At 37.2% G+C, this 21,120-nt stretch carries 19 protein-coding genes; 6 read left to right on the top strand and 13 right to left on the bottom strand.

From position 1 onward, the window contains the following. Positions 1-20 precede the first annotated feature (20 nt). From CH354_RS16605 to CH354_RS16585, 5 genes are all read right to left on the bottom strand, one after another. A complete protein-coding gene (locus CH354_RS16605) occupies positions 21-536 on the bottom strand; it encodes an SRPBCC family protein (RefSeq protein WP_100727322.1) in 516 nt (171 codons plus the stop codon). After that, complete coding sequence (locus CH354_RS16600; RefSeq protein ID WP_100719761.1) at positions 533-877, bottom strand: ArsR/SmtB family transcription factor; 345 nt, start codon at positions 875-877, stop codon at positions 533-535. The genes CH354_RS16605 and CH354_RS16600 overlap by 4 nt, the downstream gene beginning before the upstream one ends. Positions 878-1,009: 132 nt before the next feature. Next, positions 1,010-1,480: a GNAT family N-acetyltransferase gene (locus tag CH354_RS16595; RefSeq protein ID WP_100727323.1), complete on the bottom strand. Its 471-nt coding sequence runs from the start codon at positions 1,478-1,480 to the stop codon at positions 1,010-1,012. A 7-nt stretch (positions 1,481-1,487) separates the two neighbouring features. Continuing rightward, on the bottom strand, positions 1,488-2,390 hold the full coding sequence (locus CH354_RS16590; RefSeq protein ID WP_207762703.1) for an aldo/keto reductase: 903 nt from the start codon (positions 2,388-2,390) through the stop codon (positions 1,488-1,490). Beyond that, on the bottom strand, positions 2,390-3,553 hold the full coding sequence (locus CH354_RS16585) for an LLM class flavin-dependent oxidoreductase (RefSeq protein ID WP_100727325.1): 1,164 nt from the start codon (positions 3,551-3,553) through the stop codon (positions 2,390-2,392). Before CH354_RS16585 ends, CH354_RS16590 begins: the two co-directional genes overlap by 1 nt. A gap of 109 nt (positions 3,554-3,662) precedes the next feature. Between CH354_RS16585 and CH354_RS16580 the strand changes: the two genes are divergently transcribed. The 3 genes from CH354_RS16580 to CH354_RS16570 all read left to right on the top strand — a co-directional run bounded on the left by CH354_RS16580 (position 3,663) and on the right by CH354_RS16570 (position 7,298). Beyond that, positions 3,663-5,504 carry an SLC5 family protein gene (locus CH354_RS16580; protein ID WP_100727326.1) on the top strand — a complete coding sequence of 614 codons (1,842 nt, stop codon included), beginning with the start codon at positions 3,663-3,665 and terminating at the stop codon, positions 5,502-5,504. 86 nt (positions 5,505-5,590) lie between these two features. Then, entirely contained in the window at positions 5,591-6,346 is a 756-nt protein-coding gene (locus CH354_RS16575) for a rhomboid family intramembrane serine protease (protein ID WP_100727327.1), read from the top strand. 112 nt (positions 6,347-6,458) lie between these two features. Next, positions 6,459-7,298, top strand: a complete 840-nt coding sequence (locus tag CH354_RS16570) for a hypothetical protein (protein ID WP_100727328.1) — start codon at positions 6,459-6,461, stop codon at positions 7,296-7,298. Between the two features lie 92 nt (positions 7,299-7,390). Here the strand turns inward: CH354_RS16570 and CH354_RS16565 are convergent, their stop codons facing one another. From CH354_RS16565 to CH354_RS16555, 3 genes are all read right to left on the bottom strand, one after another. Further along, the gene (locus CH354_RS16565; protein WP_100727329.1) at positions 7,391-8,671 is read right to left on the bottom strand and encodes an adenylate/guanylate cyclase domain-containing protein; all 1,281 of its coding nucleotides are present in this window, start codon (positions 8,669-8,671) and stop codon (positions 7,391-7,393) included. A gap of 85 nt (positions 8,672-8,756) precedes the next feature. Next, positions 8,757-9,968, bottom strand: a complete 1,212-nt coding sequence (locus CH354_RS16560) for an NADP-dependent isocitrate dehydrogenase (RefSeq protein WP_100719767.1) — start codon at positions 9,966-9,968, stop codon at positions 8,757-8,759. Positions 9,969-10,014: 46 nt separating this feature from the next. Further along, entirely contained in the window at positions 10,015-10,581 is a 567-nt protein-coding gene (locus tag CH354_RS16555; protein WP_100727330.1) for a hypothetical protein, read from the bottom strand. On the opposite strand from CH354_RS16555, the gene CH354_RS16550 reads away from it, so the two are divergent. Both CH354_RS16550 and CH354_RS16545 read left to right on the top strand, forming a co-directional pair. After that, positions 10,565-11,035, top strand: a complete 471-nt coding sequence (locus CH354_RS16550) for an LIC_13246 family protein (RefSeq protein WP_243396127.1) — start codon at positions 10,565-10,567, stop codon at positions 11,033-11,035. The genes CH354_RS16555 and CH354_RS16550 overlap by 17 nt on opposite strands. A gap of 74 nt (positions 11,036-11,109) precedes the next feature. After that, the gene (locus tag CH354_RS16545) at positions 11,110-12,129 is read left to right on the top strand and encodes a hypothetical protein (RefSeq protein ID WP_100727402.1); all 1,020 of its coding nucleotides are present in this window, start codon (positions 11,110-11,112) and stop codon (positions 12,127-12,129) included. A gap of 20 nt (positions 12,130-12,149) precedes the next feature. Here the strand turns inward: CH354_RS16545 and CH354_RS16540 are convergent, their stop codons facing one another. Continuing rightward, the gene (locus CH354_RS16540) at positions 12,150-13,097 is read right to left on the bottom strand and encodes an MBL fold metallo-hydrolase (RefSeq protein WP_100727331.1); all 948 of its coding nucleotides are present in this window, start codon (positions 13,095-13,097) and stop codon (positions 12,150-12,152) included. A gap of 48 nt (positions 13,098-13,145) precedes the next feature. Between CH354_RS16540 and trmB the strand changes: the two genes are divergently transcribed. Then, on the top strand, positions 13,146-13,805 hold the full coding sequence (gene trmB, locus CH354_RS16535; RefSeq protein WP_100719769.1) for a tRNA (guanosine(46)-N7)-methyltransferase TrmB: 660 nt from the start codon (positions 13,146-13,148) through the stop codon (positions 13,803-13,805). A 77-nt stretch (positions 13,806-13,882) separates the two neighbouring features. Here trmB and CH354_RS16530 read toward each other — a convergent pair whose 3' ends face one another. The 4 genes from CH354_RS16530 to rsgA all read right to left on the bottom strand — a co-directional run bounded on the left by CH354_RS16530 (position 13,883) and on the right by rsgA (position 21,073). Beyond that, positions 13,883-17,476 (bottom strand): tetratricopeptide repeat protein, encoded by a 3,594-nt coding sequence (locus tag CH354_RS16530; RefSeq protein ID WP_100727332.1) that lies wholly within the window; start codon positions 17,474-17,476, stop codon positions 13,883-13,885. After that, positions 17,473-19,086, bottom strand: a complete 1,614-nt coding sequence (locus tag CH354_RS16525; RefSeq protein WP_100727333.1) for an LIC10124 family lipoprotein — start codon at positions 19,084-19,086, stop codon at positions 17,473-17,475. Before CH354_RS16525 ends, CH354_RS16530 begins: the two co-directional genes overlap by 4 nt. Beyond that, positions 19,083-20,054, bottom strand: a complete 972-nt coding sequence (locus tag CH354_RS16520) for a FecR family protein (RefSeq protein WP_100727334.1) — start codon at positions 20,052-20,054, stop codon at positions 19,083-19,085. Before CH354_RS16520 ends, CH354_RS16525 begins: the two co-directional genes overlap by 4 nt. Positions 20,055-20,119: 65 nt before the next feature. Next, positions 20,120-21,073, bottom strand: coding sequence for a ribosome small subunit-dependent GTPase A (gene rsgA, locus CH354_RS16515; RefSeq protein WP_100717623.1), 954 nt, complete (start codon positions 21,071-21,073; stop codon positions 20,120-20,122). Positions 21,074-21,120: the final 47 nt, after the last annotated feature.

Here is a 21,120-nt window from a genome sequence, read left to right as displayed (position 1 = left end):
TTAATTACAAAAGTTTTTCCCTATCCAATTTTTCCTAGTAACTTATCTAACTCCAAATAACATTCTGCCATTCCATCTGCTGCACCTGACTCTACCATCATCTTACAAATATCAGGTGATGCATACCGACAGAGATGTGTCATCAATGTCCGTTTGCCTTCTGTTGTAAAAGTGCGGGATTCAAACGTAGCGTTTGGATCTTCAGGAGCATTTGGATTGAATGTTGCCATATCCATTATGTAATTTTCTGTATTGGCAAGAGTTTCTGGAACGACTACCTCGCGAAAGGTTCCATAAACTCCTGATTTATTTCCCTTATCATCGGCATACAGATATAGGTATTTTCCACCCACTCTTAGGTCTTGTTCACAAGTATTGAGGACCATACCTTCCGGTCCGATAAGCCATCTTCGCATTAACTCAGGTTTGGTGTGACAATCAAAAACCAATTCTCTAGGTGCATCAAAATACCTTTGAAAAACAACCTCTGTGTCACCTTTCCGAATCATCTTCACTTCATTTTGTTTTGAATTCATTTTTTCCTCGCTCCTTTTGGTTGTATTCTTTGTAATTCTTCCAATAACCCATCGAGAGCCTGGTATCGTTTTTCCCATATCTGGCGGTATTTCTCCATCCAATCCACTGCTTCTTTGAGAGGAGCAGTTTCTAACCTACGAGGCCTTTCTTGCGCCCTCCTTGTGGTTGAAATCAGCCCCGCTTCCTCTAAAATCCTTAGGTGTTTCGAGATAGCTGGTTGGCTCATTTGAAACGGTTTCGTGAGTTCCATCACTGTTAGGTCTTTTTTTGCCAGATGCATTAAAATGGCCCTTCTTGTGGGATCAGCAAGTGCGGAAAATGTTGCGTCCAGAGTTTGCATTTCTAATTGGTTATATATCTATTTGGTTATATAAAGAAGGTTTGTCAATGCAATTTTCAAACAAAAATTCAAAGCAAATCAAATTTTGAGAAAGTTTACTTCGAGAATGGGATGAATCGAAAACGACCTTTATTAACCAGAAAAAGATTCTAAATCTAGAAACATTTTTATATTGGCTCTTTCGTATAAACCTGATTCTAATTCAATTTCTCGAAATCCATATTTACGATACAGATGAATTGCCGATTCAAGTTTTGTATTGGAATATAAAACAAGAGAACGAATTTTGTTTTCCTTGGCAAAAGTAAGACAATATTCTAAAAGCTTTCTACCAATTCCTTTTCCTTGTACTGATTCGGTAACAGCCATTTTTCCCAATTCGAATTCTGTTTCTGTTTTCTTCAGTAAAGATGCAGTACCAACAATTTGGTTTTGATATTTGGCAAAAAAAATAAATCCCCCACTATCGATAATGTATCGTTTAGGATCTGACAAAGCGAGTAAATCACCTTCTTCGATGCGAAAGTATTTCTCCAACCACACGTAGTTCAAAGTCTTGATGAATTCGGCTAACGCAGGTGTGAAGGGAATTATTTCGATCATATCGTTTTTACGCCACTTCCCGGCCTCTTGCCGTTTCCAAAATGGCAAACCAGTCCAATCGAGATAGTGGATAAGAAAAACTATTTGCGGCAGATTTAATTCGTTCCATATCATTGGTTCCTAAAATGGGAACAAGACCTGCAGGGTGATTTAAAAACCATGAGTATACAATTTGGTCGATACTTGCACCGAATCGTTTTGCGATATCCTGCAATTTGATTGAGGTTTTGATTTCCGTTTCTGTTTTTGGCGAGAATACTTTTCCGCCCGCAGTTGGAGACCAAACCATAGGATGAATATCAGATTCTAACATTTGGTCAAAGGTTCCATCAACCATAGGTTCGGTGTGAAATAAATGAAACTCCACCTGGTTTGTGAATAGAGGACGATTGAATTTCGATTGGACCATTTGGAATTGAGAAGGAGTAAAATTAGAAACTCCAAAATGTTTGACCTTACCTTCTGCTGTTAAAGAATCAAAAACCTCTGCCATCTCCGTTGGATCCATGAGTGGGTCGGGTCTGTGAATGAGCACTACATCCAAACAATCAACTTGTAGTTTTCGTAAAGATCGTTCCACCGAATAACGAATGTGTTCTTTCGTAGTATTATAATGTTTAGTAGAAAATTTGTTCCCAGGAATTTGTATCCCACACTTGGTGATGATTTTAATTTTATTTTTTAGGTTTGGGTATTTTTTGAGTACCTTCCCAAAACGTTCCTCATTTTCAAAATCTCCATAAATATCTGCATGATCGAATGTATCAATTCCGAGCTCCAAACACAAATTAATTTTCTCATAAATTCGATCTTCACCAAATCCATGTTTGTCTTCATGTAACCTCCAAATCCCATACACCAAACGAGAAATGGATAAATTATGTTTTGGAAAATGAATTTGTGGAACCATTATTTTCTTTCTCCTGTTGTCAGAGGTGTAACAGGAATACCTTTGGGTTTCCTTCCTTGTGCCTCGGCAAAATTTACTGTTTTTAATTTTGGCAGAACTTTATCTGCAAAGAGTTTAGATTCCTCAATGAGTGGATAACCGGAAAAAATAAATGCTCGGATTCCCATCTGGATGTACCTTTGGATTTTTTCATACACTTGTTCAGGTGTTCCTACAATTGCAGAACCACAACCTGATCTGGCGAGTCCAATCCCTGACCAAATCATAGGTTCAATGAATAAATCAGAATCAGCAGACTTGCGAAGTTCATCTTGGCGTAATACACCTGCAGAATTGGAATCAAGTGCTCTATGTTTAATATCATTAGCTCTTTCGATATTCAATTTTGATAATAGACGTTTTGCGGCGTCTTTTGCTTCCTTTTCAGTGTCCCTCACAATCAAATGAATCCTTAGACCAAAATCAATTTTACGTCCAAAACTAAATGCACGCTCACTTAAGTCCTTCATAGTGTCAGCCAGTCTTTCTTCCGTTTCGGGCCACATCAAAAAAACATCACAAAACTCAGCACACAATGCCCGTGCATCTTCCGAAATCCCACCAAAGTAAAGTAAGGGGCCACCATTTGTTTGGTAAGACTTTACTGGATCAGCAGTTAAATCCAACTGGTAATGTTTTCCTTGAAAATTGATGTGATCCCTTGTCCAACCTTGTTGCAAGATTTGGATCACTTCCTTTGAGATTTCATATCTCGTTTTGGAATCACGTAGAGTTCCAGGTAAGTCAGAAGAGATGATATTGATATTGAGCCTTCCCTTTAGCATATGATCCAAAGTGGAAAGGGTTCTTGCAAGCATGGGAGGATGGATTTCTCCACAACGAATCGCTGTTAGGAGAGAAATATGTTTTGTAAACTGCGATGCTGCAGCAGCAAATGTTAATGTATCTTGTCCAGTTTGGTAAGAGGAAGGTAATAATATATTTTGATATCCCAACTCATCTGCGATTCGGATGATATCGGCACAATGTTCGAAACTCGAACGCAAAGAACCATCAGGGACTCCTAAAAATTCATAATCTCCATTGCATAGGTCACAAAACCAGGCAACTTCTACAGAAGTGTCTTCGGATCGAATGGCGGGTGCATTAGGAATCGGATTCATTGTTGCCAATACAAACCGAGATACCAAGAAACGACAAGAGGGATTTCAAAAAATCTATCGCTTGCATTATTTTTAGAAAGAATCTAGTCTGGCGGTTCCATTCCTGTCTATGATCACAACAATTGATATCCTCTTCTTTGGCTTTACCTTCCTACTTGTGCTGGGGATTGGTATGTTTGTAGGGAGAAAAGAGTCTTCCTCAAAGGATTATTTTCTTGGAGGAAGAAGCCTTCCCTGGTGGGGGATTGCTGGTTCTCTCTTTGGCACCAATATTTCGGCAAACCATTTAGTAGGGATGCTCGGGATAGGATTTTCTGTCGGATTCGCACAAAGCCATTATGAATTTGGATCCATTCCCGCGATTGTACTGTTAGCATTTGTATTTTTACCACTATTCCGTAGAAAAAAGTTTTTTACCCTCTCCCAATTTTTACAGGAAAAGTTTGGAAAAGAAACAGGAAGAATCTACTCTGCAATCTCGCTCATTCTCATAACGATCCAACTGACTGGTGCTTTGTACATTGGAGCACGAAGTTTTTTACCATTTTTGCAAAACCTTGGTGTATCGGTTACCTACACGGAACTTGTCATTTGGATTGCATTTACCTCTACCATCTACACTTGGTTTGGTGGATTAAAATCGGTTGTCTACACTGATGTCATCCAAACCTTTTTAATTTTAGCATCAGGGATTGTCCTCGCCTATCTTTCGATTACAAGACCCGAAGTTGGTGGGTTACTGGAACTTTTTGCAAAAGAAGAAAGTAGAATGGATGGACTGAGTAAAATGAATTTATACTTACCTCCAAATCACCCTACACTTCCTTGGACGGGAGCACTGAGTGGGTTATTTTTATTACATACGTTTTATTGGAATACGAATCAATACGTCGTACAAAGAACATTAGGTGGAAAATCACTGAGAGAAGCTCGGTATGGGATATTAGTGGGTGGACTTTTAAAACTCACAGTTCCTTTTTTTTCGATTTTAACCGGGATTGCAGCGTTTCAAATTTGGTCTTCCCTTGGGGAAACAACAAACATAGCTCCTGATGAAGCATTCTCCAAATTAGTTGTCTTGGTTGTTCCTGTAGGATATGGACTCATCGGAGTCATTCTTGCAGGATTATTGGGAGCAATTTTTTCAAGTATTGATTCCATGTTACATTCAGCGGCTACGTTATTCACTATTGATTTTTACAAACCCCTCTTTGAAAAAAATGGGGGATCACTTTCTGATGAAAGACAAATGCAATCAGGAAGAATTTTTCTCTTGTTATTTTCTTTTTTAGTAACTGTGTTTGCAATTGTTCTCATTGATCCAAATTCAAAAAAAAATTTCTTTCTTGAGTTATCCAATCAAAGTTCGCACTTCACACCCGCTTTACTTGTCGTATTTTTACTTGGAGTTTTGAGTGTCAAAATCAACTCCAAAGCCATCTGCGGGACAATCCTTCTCACTCCACTCATTTCCCTCTTAAGTCCTTATCTTTATACAAACTATGCGCCGAGCACCATTAAACTTACACTTGGTGAAGAATTGAATTTTTTACACCGCGTATTTCTCATCTTTCACTTTGCCTTTTTTGTTCTGACATTTGCCGCATTCCTTCAATACAAAAAAAATCCTAATGAAATTTCTCTCCGCGAACGTTTTAATTTCATTTCATTCAATCAAAACCCACAAAAACGAAAAAAACCTTTCATTTTGAATGGTTTTTTCATCTTTTTCATCTTGTTTATTTTCCTTATTGTTTTGCGAGTCCAATTCCCAAATGCAAAATTCCTGATTGCTTCCTTAGGATTTTTGCTTTTGATTTTTTCTTCTTTGGTTCTTACCTATCGCAAAAAATCAGCAAAACAAAACCTCATTTCTGTACTTGGCAAACGAGATGAATGGTTGTATGGAATTTTACTAGGTTTTACATTTTTCTTTTATTTATGGTTCTAAGTACACAATCTAACAGTCGCAAGTAAAAAGAAATCGACATATGCAGACAAGAATATCTCCTTTGTCAAGGAGACCCATCAATCAAAATGTTTGTTTTTGAAAAAGCAAATCAGAAATTTCGATTCCCAATTATCACTTTCTGTTTGATTGTCATCACTCTATGCACTCAGTTTTTAGAAACAAATAACACGTATGCATTCACTCCTAAAAAAGAATTTGGATTGAGTTTATTCTCTTCTTTCTTCTTTAATTCTTCTTTTGTAGAGTGGACAACCAATGCGATCTACTTGTACATGTTTGCTGATAATATTGAAGATGTAGTCGGTCCTCTCAATTTTTTCTTTTTGTTTCTGTTTTTTGGAATCCTAACAAATCTAACTTATTATTTATTCCACATGAATTCCATCATACCTGTTGTGGGAACTTCTGGTGTGGTTTCAGGATTTTTAGGAATGTATTTTGTTTTTTTTCCAAAAGTAAAAAGCACAATGGTATTCGAAAAAATAGCATTCAAAGATGTGCCAATTTACTTTAGTTTAAGCATTTGGATCCTCATCCAAGGATACTTGTATATTGTCGAACTCCATAGTGACATCCGAAGTACGTATGCGGGCCAAGTAGTGGTTTTTTTGTTTGGGATGATCCTTGCCAATGGATTTGTCCGACTCAAGTATCTGGACAGACTGGAACATAATTTACGATTAACTACATTCCAAAACAAAACGGTTCTTTGCCCATCTTGTAACCACCCTATCCCAGCTAAAAAATACGGAAGGTTCCATTGTCATGTTTGCCATACCAATTTTTTCTTTGATCGAAAGGGAAAAAAATTCCTGCCTTAACCATAAAACCTTGTGTTTACCACTCAGAATTCTTTTTCTATCAATTTTTTTACATCGACAATTGCTCAGTCTATCGTTAAAATTCTCCCTTACCATTCATGGAGACTAAAGAATGAAACGACTCGCAACTTTGTTACTCTTATCAATTTTAAGCCTACAACAAATTTTATCGGAAGACAAACCCGTTCCTCCTGGTCCACCTAAAGAAGGTTATTATATTATCACGTATAAAAATTACTCCGTAAATTTAGAAATACAAGTAAATGGATATGATGTGCGGAGTGGTCTCTCCAATGAGGATTCATCAGGACAAGCCGATATCAACTATTGGATCCTTCCTAATGATAATAAAATTAGAATCCGATTTTCAGAGCGAAAACAAAGTAAAAAACAAACACCAGGATTACCAGCTGAGGCTGAGGTCAAACTCATCATTGGTCAGAAAGGCCAATTTCCTGACGAAGGTGTTTTACTTGAAAAAGTCGAACATACCCAATCCAATCCAAAACAAATGGGTTTATGGATCGAAATTCCGTTTCAAACCCCATTCTCTCCGCCGAGTGAGTTGTGGAAACAAGCGGAAACTTTGAGTCTCTCAAAAGAATTGGAAGATTCGGCTATTTCTTTTTTAAAGGACTTCACTCAAATTCTCAATACAAAAGATGCAAAAAAGATTTTGTCTGCGACTTCCTTTCGAGCAAAAGATACGTCGGTAGTTAGATACTATCCTTATGATGAAGCAGACGAATTAAAATCAATCCAAGGAATGACAAAATCAATTGGATCCACCTGGAAACTCAATCCTTCCGAAACACAATTTAAATTACTCTGTAACAATCAAATTCTAGAAATCACAAACAAAAAAGGAGATCCCATTATCACTTCCAAAAAAGGTGCAGCGATTCCCATTTATTTAAGTCGGATTGATGGGAAATGGGTGATTGTTCGTTAGATCCTTTTTTCCAGGATGATAAATGACTTGAAATAAGGATCATCCCAAAACGTACTATGAAGGGAGAAATTTATTTCTCCCCTGACATATCATTAATTTGATTCACGAACTGATTTTTTCTTCTCGGATATCGCAAAGATTTTTTTTGGAGAACTGATTCCTTTCAATTTATGTTCGCCTAATTCTTCCCACCGAACCGGAATTTGTTTCGCTAAGTTTTCGGAGGCAAGTACTGCTTTTCCTAACTCACCACACATTCCGGCGATTCGACTCGTCAAATTAACAGCTTCTCCAATCACAGTAAAATCCAAACGATCCATAGATCCGATATTCCCATATAATATTTCACCAGAATGTAAACCTACTCCGTGATGGATTGAAATTTTGCCTTCTTTTTCTCTTGATTGGTTTAATTGAGTTAATAATTCACCTAACTTACGTACTGCGAGTAATACTTTTTTACCTACTACTAATTTGTTTTTCTCTTTGTATGGGAAAACAGCGAGGATACCATCCCCTAACAATTTTAAAACTTCTCCCCCAAACCTTTCGATCTGAGGAATTGCTACTCCAAAATAGTCATTTAATAACTGAATGACTTCTTTAGGTGAAAGAGTTTCACTAATACCTGAATAATTTCGAATATCAGAAAACCAAATTACTGATTGGATATTCTCCAACTCACCTAAATAAATTTTGCCAGAGTATACAGTTGAACCAGTTCTTTTTCCTAAATAAATACTGAGTAAGGATTCTGTGAGTTCTGATTGGATAAAAGTCCACCACTTCAGTGCAATTAGGTTTAAAGATTTTGTTAAAAAATCTACTTCTGTTTCATTAAATCCATTTGGCTTTTTCGTTAATAAACTTAAAAAAGCATAACTATTGCCTTTTTGAATTACTGGTACAGCTAAATACCCAGTTCCACCTAATGGTGCTAACTCTTCCAATATAGGATAAGGATAATCACCTTTTTTCTCAGAATCAAACTGATAATAATAAGTTTTTTTAGCAGTTAAAACATAGTGAATTGGACTTGCTGTAAATTGCGAAGACTGGATTGAACCTAATCTGAATTTGGTGACCCGAATGGAAGAATCTGGAAATTCGTAAAACGAACTCGAGTGGAATAAAGAATTCACCTGCACATCAAATAGTTCTTTTTGAGAATTTGGTGCCCAAAGATATGCTAATGTCTCTACTTGAGGGTGTAAGGTTTTTGTTCCCATATTCCCTCTCATAATATCAAAACCTAAAGATTGTAAGTATTGAATATAAGAATGGAATAAAACAGCGGGAGAATCAATTTTGGGAAGTTCCACCAAATACCAATCCATAAAACTATCGAGTAAAGACTTAGATTCGTTTGTCATGGAATGTTTATTGGATAAGGAAAAAGAAAGATGGCAAGAAAATAAAGAAAATCACCCCGCCAAATGACAGGGTGAATTGTATTGTTTATTTGAGCTTAGCATCCAAACGTTTTTGTACAGCTTCCATGAATTGGAAAGTATCCAATTCTGTTTTCTTTGCTGCTGTTGAAAGGGAAAGTAGATCTTTTGTCATTTCTCCGCCTTCAATTGTTTCGATGATTGCTTCTTCTAATTTGTGGGCAAAATTCACTACATCAGGAGTTCCATCAAGTTCTCCACGTTTTGCAAGAGCACCTGTCCAAGCAAAAATAGATGCTACTGAGTTTGTAGAAGTTGTTTCCCCTTTTTGGTACTTACGGTAGTGACGTGTCACAGTTCCGTGAGCTGCTTCGTATTCGTATTTTCCATCTGGAGAGACGAGAACAGAAGTCATAAGTCCAAGAGAACCAAATCCAGAAGCAACCATATCACTCATCACGTCACCATCATAGTTCATGAGAGCCCAAAGTTGACCACCTTCGTTTTTCATGATTTGTGCAACCGCATCATCAATGAGGTAATAACTGTAAGTGATACCTGCAGCTTTCATTGCAGATTCTTGTTCTTTTGCCATAGTATCAAAGATATCACGGAAACGAGCATGGTATTTTTTTGAAATGGTATCTTTTGTGGCAAACCAGATGCTGATTTTTTCAGATAATGCATATGTGAAACATGCTTTTGCAAATGATTTAATAGATTCATCTAAGTTGTGCATCGCAAGAGCCACACCTGCACCTTTAAATTCATTTACTAACAGTCTTTGTTTTTCTTTTCCAGATGCATCTGTATAAACAAGTTCTACTTTTCCTGGACCATCTACGAGAATCTCTACGTCACGATAGATGTCACCGTATGCATGGCGACCAATTGCAATTGGTTTTTTCCAAGAATTAACAGCTGCTGGAATGTTTTTGATAATAATAGGTTTACGAAATACAGTTCCATCTAAAATCGCACGGATTGTTCCGTTAGGTGATTTCCACTCTTGTTTTAAATTGTATTCTTTTACCCTGTCAGCATTTGGAGTGATTGTCGCACACTTCACACCTACACCGTGTTTTTTGATTGCGTTTGCAGAATCAACAGTGACTTGGTCATCCGTTTTATCACGATATTCTACACCGAGATCATAATACTCTAATGTAATATCTAAGTAAGGGTGAATGAAACGATCTTTGATTTCTTTCCAGATGATTCTTGTCATTTCATCGCCGTCTAACTCAACTAACGGTGTTTTTACTTTAATTTTTCCCATTGATTTCTCCTAAACTCATACTATTTAAACTTTAAAATTATAAGACTTAATTTGGACTTCCCATATAACGATTCCAAATATAATGACAGAACTCCGTCGAATTATTGATCGCTCCTGAAATGGTATGGATACCAGTGAAGGATGTATATCTTTTTCTATAAGCGTCCGATTCCGAAACGAGAGAAAGTTTCGCTTCTAATTGGGACAAAACTTCTTTCCACGATTCACAATGTTCAGCAACAAAGGGATCGTTTGCTTTGATTTTTAATTCCTTCGCTTCTGAAATGTGTATTTCCCAAAAATGAGCTGGAAATGCGGGAGGGGTATAACGATCGCGTATGGTCTCCAAATCCTTTTCGATTTCCTGGTCTTTGAAACTATGAAAAAAGAAAAAACTGCTGAGTTTGAGTGAGATTGGCAGATAAAACCGAAAGGTTTTGTCATAGGATACCATTTGTTGTAACACCCAATGGGGAGATTTCCCAGTTTTGCCTTTTTCTTGGAAGGATTTGGCATCCACATGTGCCAATTCATCAAAACAGTATTGGGCGAACCGAAGTTTCTCTTTCCAGAATATTTCTAAGATCTCCGTGACCATGTCTGTTTCGTTCATCTTGGATAGGGGAAAGTATTTTTCAAGTGAGAATCCGTTTTTAAGAACCAAGTCACTCTCTTGTTTACCTCCCTTTGGTATGAATGAGAATGAACTATCCTGGCATGAATTGGTTTCGAAAAAAGAAGAGTTTTTACATATCCTAAGGATTTTAAACCATTATTACGAAATGAGAGGGGAAACCAAATCCAAACAATTTGGATTTAGGCGCCTTCTTGCCGATTCTGATCCTAACTCTGTCCAAATCTTTTTTGCAAAGATTGGTCCGTTTGAATACCAGGTAGCTTGCCGCATTTTACCCAATGAGGAAACAGAAACTTGGATCCATGTGGATGGCATAGCTGAGGAAAGAGAGCGTTTACGACAAATCGGAAATACAGAACACCCAGTGTTCTCTTTAGTGTGTTTGGGTGATCTCTTTTCGATCTCTGTTCCGACCCTTTTATCCATTTAAAGGAAATCCCCAAGAAAAACCTTGCTTCTTTTTTCAGGTCCTTTTAGTCTTTGGCGGTGCGATGGAAGAGTAACATTGGTAACCTCCTCTTATTGGTTTTGGTTTTTCTGAGTGTAACCAAAAACCTTTCTGCTGAAGATTTTAAAACACAACACTACCCTGAAGAAGGTTATCTGCAAGGTTGGAATTTTACCTTTCGAAATGAAAAGTACAATCTCTTTGCAACCTTTCTTGTCAGTAATTTTGGTCCAGGTTCCCTCAACAATGGAATCTCATTACTGCTAAAAACCAAAGACCAACCTGTCTTTTATTCCACTCGCGAATTTGATGCAGAAGAATATGAATTTAAAAAAGGACAGTTTTACCAACGAAGTGGTGAAAACTGGATGGAATATAAAAACGGAGTGTATTCGTTTTATATGAACTACGGAGATTGGGAAATCAAACTGGACTACAAACCACGTAGAGGGAATGTTCCTATTTCCAAAGGGAAATTTCCTTTAATGGAGAAAGGAAAATTTGTACAAGCAGACATCCCATTTTCTTACTCCACTGTCACAGGTACCATTCGGTACAAAGATGTCACGGAGGAAGTAAAGGGTGTGGGTGGGCTCGAACATATCCTTACCAATGAAGCAGTTTATCAGTTTTCCAAAAAATGGGAATTGGTTCGTTCCCAAACAAAAGATAATTATCGAATTTTTACAGGTGGATTTATTGGAAATTCTAATTTCCCAGGTGAATTTTTCCGTCGAGTTGCTGTAATCAATCCTTCAGGTAATTTAATTTTAGAAGGAACAGTTGAGAGGGTAGAAGTGTTAGAATGGGAAAAAGAACCTACATCTGGTTATACGATCCCAAAATCGGAAATTTTATACTTCCAAAATGAAACTTGTAAATTGAATGTAAAACGAACTCGTCCCATAGCAACCATGAGTGCCTTGGAAAATATTTCTTCATTTTTACGATTTTTTATCCAGTTGTTTTTTGCAAAACCATACCAAATCCATTGGTACGCAGAACTTAAATTAGAATGCCCTGAATATTCAGGGGAAGCAAAAGGTTACCATTCCAATTATTTGATTAACGAGTGAGTGTTAGTTTGTTTCAAAACTTATAAAATAAACTTTTGGCCTTCATGTGCAATGTGAACTTGCATTCCACCTGGTTTTAGTAAACGTGCTTCATCTAAAATGATCCTTGCCACTTCATGGTCTGTATGGTCAGGTTCATGGTGAGTTAATACCACGGATCGAATTTCCATCATTTCTGCGAATTCAACAGCCTTACTGACAGCCGTATGCCCCCAACCTATTTTTTTCTCCGCTTCAGAAGTGCTATACTGTGCATCGATGATGATAAGATCTGCTCCAGCAATTTGGGGTTTCATCTTTAATAAATGTTCTCTGTCTTCTTCACGGTATTCAACATCCGTACAAAATAAAAATATCTTATTACCTTCTCTAATGCGGTAACCCGTACAAGATCCTGGATGGCGAAGACCAAAAGGAATGATTTTTAGACCACCTAACATATAGGATTCAAATTCTTTCCATAAATGAAAATGTTTTTTAGAAGCCATCTGTTGGAAGGTGACAGGAAAGTTTTCTGGATGTTGTTGTCTTTCTAAACGTTCTTCTAAATTGGGAATACAAGAATAAAAATGGATGTTTACTGAAGGTGAATACCCTGGTTTGAAAAATGGCCAACCTTGGATATGATCCCAATGTGTGTGGGATACAAGGATATGAATGTCCATCTCCTTTCCACTAAAAGCTTCTGGGGCAAGTTGGTTTCCAAGAACACGTAACCCAGTTCCCATATCTAAAATCACTCTTTCTCCACCATCACCTTCGATGAAAACACAGGTGGTATTGCCACCTAAGTCTTGTGAGAGAGGGATTGGTAGATGGTTTAAAAACTCCTCTTCGGAAAAACCATTTGGATCTTTTTTCCACTCCTCTTTTGCTAAATGCAGAATCTTTAAGGTTTTTTCTCGTTGTTCCTGTTTTGAAATCGGAGTGGGAAGACTACCTCGCACACCAAAAAGAGTTATTTTCATCTAGTTCCTTTTAAAAATCCTGACATTAAATCATCGGAAGAAAAGCAATTGTTAGTTAATCCAGAAATCCAAGAAAAACTTTGGAAGTTCACCATCAGAACTCCCTACAAGTCTGACTATCTCCTGCAACCTAACGAACGCGGGAAAAAAATCGACCTAAAAAATTCTTTCCCTTCACACACCAAAAACTTTGTTTTAGAGTTAGGTTCCGGTTGGGGTGAAGTTGCCATTGAATTGGCGAAAAATGACCAACAAACAGGTTACCTACTCATGGAAAAAAAGGTAAACCGCATCATCCACACCGAAAAACAAAGAAAATCGTTAGGATTGGAAAATATTCGTTATATGACCGTTAACTTCCAATGGTTTTTCGATGAACTCCTTGAGAAAGAATTTTTTGACAAAATCATCATCAATTTTCCAGATCCATGGCCCAAAAAAAAGCATCATAAAAACAGACTGATGCAACCACATATGATACAACAAATATACAGTCTGTTAAAACCAGGTGGTGAACTTTTATTTGCCACTGACTACGGTCCATATGCGAGAAAAACCATCTCCCTATTTCGCAAATTCCCTGAGTTTTTATGGAAGGACAAAGAATATGAATTTGAAAGGCCTGGATTTCCCATTTCATTTTTTGAAGCGGAAAAACGAAGTGAAGGGAAACGGATTTATTACTTAAAACGAACCAAAACTTTGTGATTCGTTTTATCGTTTTTCATCCGTAGTTATCGATTAGGTCTCAGTAAAATGATTTGTGACGGAAAATCCCGCTCGTTCTAATCTACCGTCACCGTACTGATTCGTAAACCGTCACGATCACCTTTCCAAGGAACAGGTGTTTTTTCCTTTCCTTTGATGATGACCAATTCCTTAGATCTTCCTTCCACTACCAAACCATCCATAGGGTAATAAAAATCCCCTTCAATTTGGTATGAATCTTTCCATTTTGAACCACCTTTCCAAAGATAGGTGGTGTTCTCTGTATTCACTAGAAGAGAGTCTGGGTTTTTTAAAACAGATCTTACCGATTCAGTTTTGCCAATGGCATATAATTTTGCTTTTTCTGTGCCCTCGTAGATTTGGCCACCAAGTTGAACTAAACAAGATTCTTCAAGACAACCTAAAAAGTTAGCAGACTCTTTGGTGTCTTTTTTGGCGATAGGAAGTGATACTTTAGATTCCTTTTCGTTTGCTACGGATGAATTAAAAACTTGGACTAAAAAGTCTTTTTTTGTATCACGAATCACAAATAGTTTTCCTTCTCCATTCAACGAAAATCCAACAAAATCGTTTCCATTCCACTCTTCTTGGATTTCCAAATTTGGATTGGTACGAACCAGTTTTCGATTGGTAGATTTATCTTTTTCCAATAAGAGAAAAAATCCATTATTGTCAGCTGATCCTTGTTTTACTTTCCAACCAGCTAATACTTGTTTTTTGAAAGTCATCTTTCCTGATTCAGGGTAAATTTTAGTAGCGGTATCATTGGAAATTCCTACAAGTTCTTTACCTGCCACAAGCAACTGGAATGGAGTAGAAGTGTATTGTTTCCAAACAAGTTCCTTGGTGATACGGTCATAACCAACAATCGCTGTTCCATAATTTACGATGATACGGTTTGGATAAACAATAGGAGTCGAAACTGGTGTTCCCGATAAATTAAGATCTGTTACATGAAGTGGTTCATCATCCAAAGCATCGGAAGGAAGTAACCTTGCGTATTTTGTTTCACCATATTCACGTAAGATTTTTTCCTTCACTACATTTCGTTTGGACTTGGTTTTTTCAGATGGAGATTGTTTTTGTTTTGCATCCAATATTCGGAATTGGGCAAACATTGCTTCAGCAGAAGGTTCTTCTTTTAAAACACGATCAATGGTTTTTTCAGCTTCATCCAATTTATTTTCTTTAAAGTAAATGTACGCCAATTGGATTTCACCGTCCATAAAATCAGGATCTGATTTACGAATCGATTCTAGAATTGATTTTGCCTCATTAGTTAAATCTTCATTAAAATAAGCAATCGCTAAGTTATAAGAAGAAAGTCCAAATTCGGAATCTTTGGCCCTTGCCTTTTCAAATTCACGTTTGGCAGCATCCATTTGGTTCAATTTATAATACGCAAGACCTTTTGCTACATTACTTGGTGCAAAGTTTGGATTTACGAGGATCGCTTTGTCAAATTCACCAATAGCTGCTTCATAATTTTTACGTTTCATAGTAACGAGGCCTAACATGTAATAGGCGTAATATGAATCAGGCTTTTCTTTTAATATGTCATAGAACCCATCTTCGGCACGTTTGAGTTCTCCCTTTTTATAATAGAAGGAATAGATCCCTTCTTTGAAAGAGATGGCATTTTCTTTATTGGATTTTACCGCATTTTCTAAAATAGAGAGGCCTTTTTCTTCCTCCCCCTTTTCGATATAACACTCTGCGATTTTCACAAGAAGAGAAGCTTTTGGCACTCGGTCATATGCCTTTTGGTAAGGAGTCACAGCTTCAATGAATTTTTTGCGATTAAAAAATGTATTCCCTTCTTTGACTAAAGGCAAAATCTCCGCAAAACGAGAGTTCTCCGAAACAGTTTTTTCAGTTTCAATGAGTTCCGGAATGTCCTTTGTGTATTTTTTGGATTTTTGAATGAACTCATTTGCTTTTGTATAATTCTCTTTTGTATTTTCTTCAACAGCTCGTTTGTAATACAAACTTCCCAATCGATAATCTACTGCTTCATTCCCTGGAAACTTTTTCTTAAGACCCATATAAATGGATTCAGCTTCATCCCACTTGCTTGCATCTTCTGCAATCCTTCCGAGTGTGATGGCACTAAATGGATCTGTAGCCGAAAGAGTTTCTAATTTTTTAATATATTCTTTTTCTTTTTTGGACTCACCAGTTTTTGCATACACACGAGCAAGACCTTGTAAAGCACCTGGATTAGCATTGTCCAAACGGTAAGCTTCTAAATAAGAAGTTTCTGCTTTTTTGTATTCACTAAACGCAAAATACCCACGACCAAAGGCATTCTGAACAGCTGGGTTTTCAGGGTTTACACCCATTGCTTTGCCATATTCATCAAACGCTTGTTTGCGTTTTCCTTGGCGTAAAAAAGTATCACCACCTGCTATGAATTTTTGTGATTCCGCTAATACTTTCGCTTTTCGGATGTCTTCTTTTTTTGCTTTTGGATGTGATTCTGCCTTTTTTAAAACATCTAATGCTTCATCAAAACGACCAGAATCAATCAAAACATATGCCAAATTCATTTTAGGTTCGATAAAATTTGGATCCCAAGCAGATGCATCCTGGAAACTAAGTGTTGCTTTTTTTACTTCACCCCATTTCCACTCACATATCCCTTGTTTGTTGCGAATCTCAGCGTTTTTTGGAACTTTTTGTAAGGCTTGTTTCGAAGTTTTTAAACATTCTGAATAATTGTGTGTTTGAATGAGAACATTACACAAACCAACGTATGCATTTGCATTTGTATCAGAGAGGGAGATAGATTTTTTAAAACTCTCTTCACTTTCTTTCAATTTTCCATTTAATAATTGTGCGTTCCCTAAAAAGGACCAAACCGAAGCATTTTGAGGTTGTAAATCTGAGGCTTTTTTAAATTCGTTAGTTGCTTCTGTATAATTTTTTTTGTTTAAGAAGTCATTTCCTCTTTGGATAAGAGAGGCAATTTTTGTGGAAAGTTTTGCATCTTTTGCAGACTTAAGTTCTGGATTTAATTTTTCAGCTTTTGCAAAATAACTCTCAGCTTCATCATATCTCTTTAGTTCTAAACAAACATCACCTAATTGATTGAGTAACTCAATCGGATATGGAAAATCTTTTTTATCTTCTAATGATTTTAAAGTGACCAAACTTTCTTGGTAACGACCTAAGTTTTTTAATAAAAGTCCAGTTTTGTAGGTGTAAATGGATTCTTCTGGTTTTAGTTTATTTAGAGTTTGATAAGTATTGAGAGCTGCTTCATTCTCACCTAACGTGGACTGAACTGTTCCCAGTCCGATGAGAATTTTTTCATTTTGAGGGTCTAAATTATTTCCTTTTTCATAAGCAGATTTGGAATTTTCATATTCACCTAATTGGTAATAGGAAGCGCCAAGTAAGGCATATCCTTCCACAAGTTCAAATGTTTGGATAGAAGATTTGGCTTTTTCTAAGGCAACATCAATGTTTCCTTTTTGGAATTCATTACTTCCGTCAGCGATTAGAGTCCTAGCTTCTTCGATTTTTTGTCGATCTGAAGCATTTGATTTTTCGACAACAGAATCTTTTACGGAGACTGACTGAAAATCACGAGACCGACAACCAATAAACGTGATGAGTAAAACAGATACAACAATCAATTGTTTCATTTTTGGAACCTTTGTTCAAACTTAACCATGTCTGGGTATTGGATTTTTAATCCTCTGAGTGGGACTCCCACCAAAGTAGCATTATGTGGAGTGAGAACACCTATATTCCAAAAAGTTTCAAAATTCCAAGGAAATTCCTCAACCATTTTGTTACCCAAATACAAACGGATCATTTTTTTCTCGATGTCAGTTGTGAACTTTATGCTACGACCTTTGAGTTCATCTTCCTTATTCCACCGATAGGAGGACCGAACAGGTGCTTCTGATTCACTTTGCGAAAACTTTACGATATGAAAGTCTGTTTGGTCTACATATACTAAAATTGAATTTTGCGAATGGTCATGGATCGAAAGCCCAAGCGCACCATTGTATTCTTTTTTTAAATCCAATATCAGTTCAACTTCGAGGTAATCAGGAATGAGGTCTTCGGAAAAAACTCCATACCAACCCTTTGGTAATTCTTTGTTTTTTGCAAATGTCAATTTACCTGGAAACGTTGCAGAGAAGTTAGGTGAAGGTGTTGATAGGTTCCAAAATTCTTCCGATTCCCAACCCACTCCATCTTCCAAAGAAATTGGTAAAGCAATGGAAGTAATTTGTTTTGGTCGAATTTTGATTCCTGCTTTTGCATATTCAAAATGGGAATCTGAAGTGGTTCGGATGAATTGGACCGGATAACTTCCGTAAGGAACTCCCGATTCAGCATATTGTGTTTTGCCTTTTTTTTGGCCATCAATGACAACATCAAGGCCTGGAGGAAAACTAGAAACAACGACGGTTCCCTGGGAAATATCATCATTCCATTCTTGGAATACTCTTGTTGTTTTCCCTGCACGAACTAAGATATTTCGTTTTACTTGGTCTTTACCGGGTTTTGCAAATGAAAGTGTATGTTTTCCATTGACAAGTGTGTAATTGAGTAAAGGTGCTTTTCCCACTTCTACTCCATCCAGATAAATGATGGTGCCAGGAGATGTAGAAAAAACAGAAACTTTTCCTTGTAAAGAAGCTGTAAAATAATTTCGCAACTCATCGACAGAAGGAGATGAAACTTCTAAAAAATATGAAGGGACAAACTCCGTTAGAGGGAGGAGCTGTTTTTTCCCATGAAATACATCGAAGGATTTTGTTGATTTAGATTTTGGTTCTTTTTCTTCTTGGTAAACAAAAACCGACTTACCGAAGTTTTGAGAAAGAACAGGGTCTTTGTATTGGACATCCACTGTCATTCGATCCACTGATTTGGAAAGACTGAGTTCCAAAATGAGATCAATATCATTCGACTCGAAAAACTTGGGATCTTGTTTGATCGGGGCTTTTTGGTAAACACCCAATTTGGAATGAGGGAAGAGGATTTTTTCTTCGATTAGGGCTAAATCAGATGGAGAAAACCCCTCTGGAATTTGTTTCCAGAGGAGAGTGAAACTTGGGGTTGATTTATTTACCAGTCGTTCTCTGTAATCTCTACCCGAAGGAAGGGGTTCAGACTCTCCAAGATCTGGAGTGACAAACTTAGGTTTTGTAAAACTTCGATTGAGTGTTTCGATCTTTGTGACCGAAGAACAATAACCGACTAAAAAACAAAGGACCGGTAAATAAACATATCTCATTTCGTCTTATCAAAACTCTCTTTTGGAGCTAATTTTAGTGAATCTTTTTGCACATCTTTTTTAATGTATTTAGAATCTTCAATTGATTTTGCAGTTGTGATCACTTCATCTGACTTTGATTTGGTGATTTCACGAGTTTTTGCTGCTTTTTCTAATTCTTCTACAGAAGAACCAAGGTTCATCTTTTGAAGTTCTTCATTGTTAGATTTGAGTTCATTTGCAAGAGACTCAAATTGTAACATTTTTGTGTTTTCAAACACTAACATTTCTTTCATTTCACCTAAGGATTGTTTGTCCATTGGTTTGATCATTTTATCAGAAAGTTTTGTGTCAGAAGCCACTTCAGCTGACTTTTGTTTGTCGACTACGATTTCATTGTCAGAGTTTGATTTACGGATCGCAACTGCACCATCAAGAACTGTATACTTTACAACACAGTTTGAGGATCCACATGCAACATTTCCACCTTTAGCAGAAGGATTCTCTACATTGGTAAGGAAAATAGTTCCACGAACACCCGCGATTGATGTTGGAGTCACTACATTGAAAGACTCTGTTTTTCTTTCTTTACGAAGAACAGTTACTAGTTTTCCGTATTGCATGTTCACTTCAGTTTCACGTGTTCCATCGTTTGCTGCAAATGCTTGGCTCACACTAAGTGAAGTATTTTTGTTTAGTTTGAGAACACCATCTTCACCTACTAAAAGTTCAACAGATCCATTTTGGCCTGTAACAATTGTGTCTTGTGAAGTTAAAGTATCACCTAAGCTTGGTTTGATTTGTCCACTTTCTCTTAACACGACTACATCACCCTTTACAAAGGCAATGACCACATTACTAGCTGGTTGGCTTTTATCTGTAACGTTTGTTACAGTCTCTTTTGAGTCCTTTTGGCAAGCTACGGCAAACATGGCAAAAATCGCCACAAATCCCAAAACCGACAATTTTTGTATGATTGTACGTTTCATATTCCTTCCTCCGGAAATAACTTTCTTAAAATAGATAACAACTGAAGCCTTGGCAACTCTTTTCCCTAATATCTTTTTGTGACAGCTTTCGACCAATGGTCCCTGCGGGTCACACGGTAGGGGTTCTCTAAACTTTCGATCATGGATTCGAGGCTCTTTTTTCGGGTTTCGTCCATAGTTTCATCCATGTATTTACGCATTGGACACTCAGAACCCAGTTCACAGCAATAAATTTCCTGGCAACCTTCCTTTACTTTGCGTAATTCAGGAAAACTTTCCCAAAGTTCGTTTGGAGTGAGGTGCAAAATCCCCCATTCTTTGACCCCTGGAGAGTCAATGAGGACGGTATTTCCTTCCAAAAATAGGGCAAAGGAATTGGTGGTAGTATGTTTTCCTTTTTTTGTAGAACCACTTACCAAATTGGTTCGTTGAACGGTTTTTTGGTGGAGGTGGTTCATAAGTGTGGATTTGCCCACACCAGAGTTCCCACAGAGGAAGGTACGTTTGCCTCTAATTTTTTCCCATAAAGGTAGGATCGATTCTTCCGAAAGTAGAGAAACACTCATGACATCATAACCTAACTCTCTATAGTAGGTTTCTCTATCTGTAATCTCTTCTTCAGAAACAAGATCCTTTTTTGTAAAAATGATAAGAGGAGGAATTTCTGTATGGTAAGAAGCAGCGAGTAGTCTGTCAATAAACCCTGGTTTTGTTTCTGGGTCTTTACAAGAAGCAAGGATCGCAACTTGGTCTAAGTTAGCACATAACACATGACTGTCGCCTTTATCACTTTTACGAGTCAGGTAGTTTTTTCGTTCCAATCGTTCCGAAATCACCCACTCTTCACCAGAAGATTTTTCGGCAAGGATCATGTCACCCACCACAAAGGGATGGCGTTCGTTTGAATTTTTGAGGCGAAGTTTGCCTTTGAGTACAGCTAGGGCGTAGGAAGTGGCCTCTGAATAAATTTCATAATAGGCACCAAAGATACGCGCGATTGTAAATAGTTCTTTACCCAAGTGGATTCAACACCAAAATATTCAAGTTCGTACATTGTATACAATCG

The organism is Leptospira levettii (assembly GCF_002812085.1).
GTDB lineage: Bacteria > Spirochaetota > Leptospiria > Leptospirales > Leptospiraceae > Leptospira_A > Leptospira_A levettii.
Note: the sequence above shows the minus strand (reverse complement) of the source record. Positions and strands in the feature narration are given on the sequence as shown.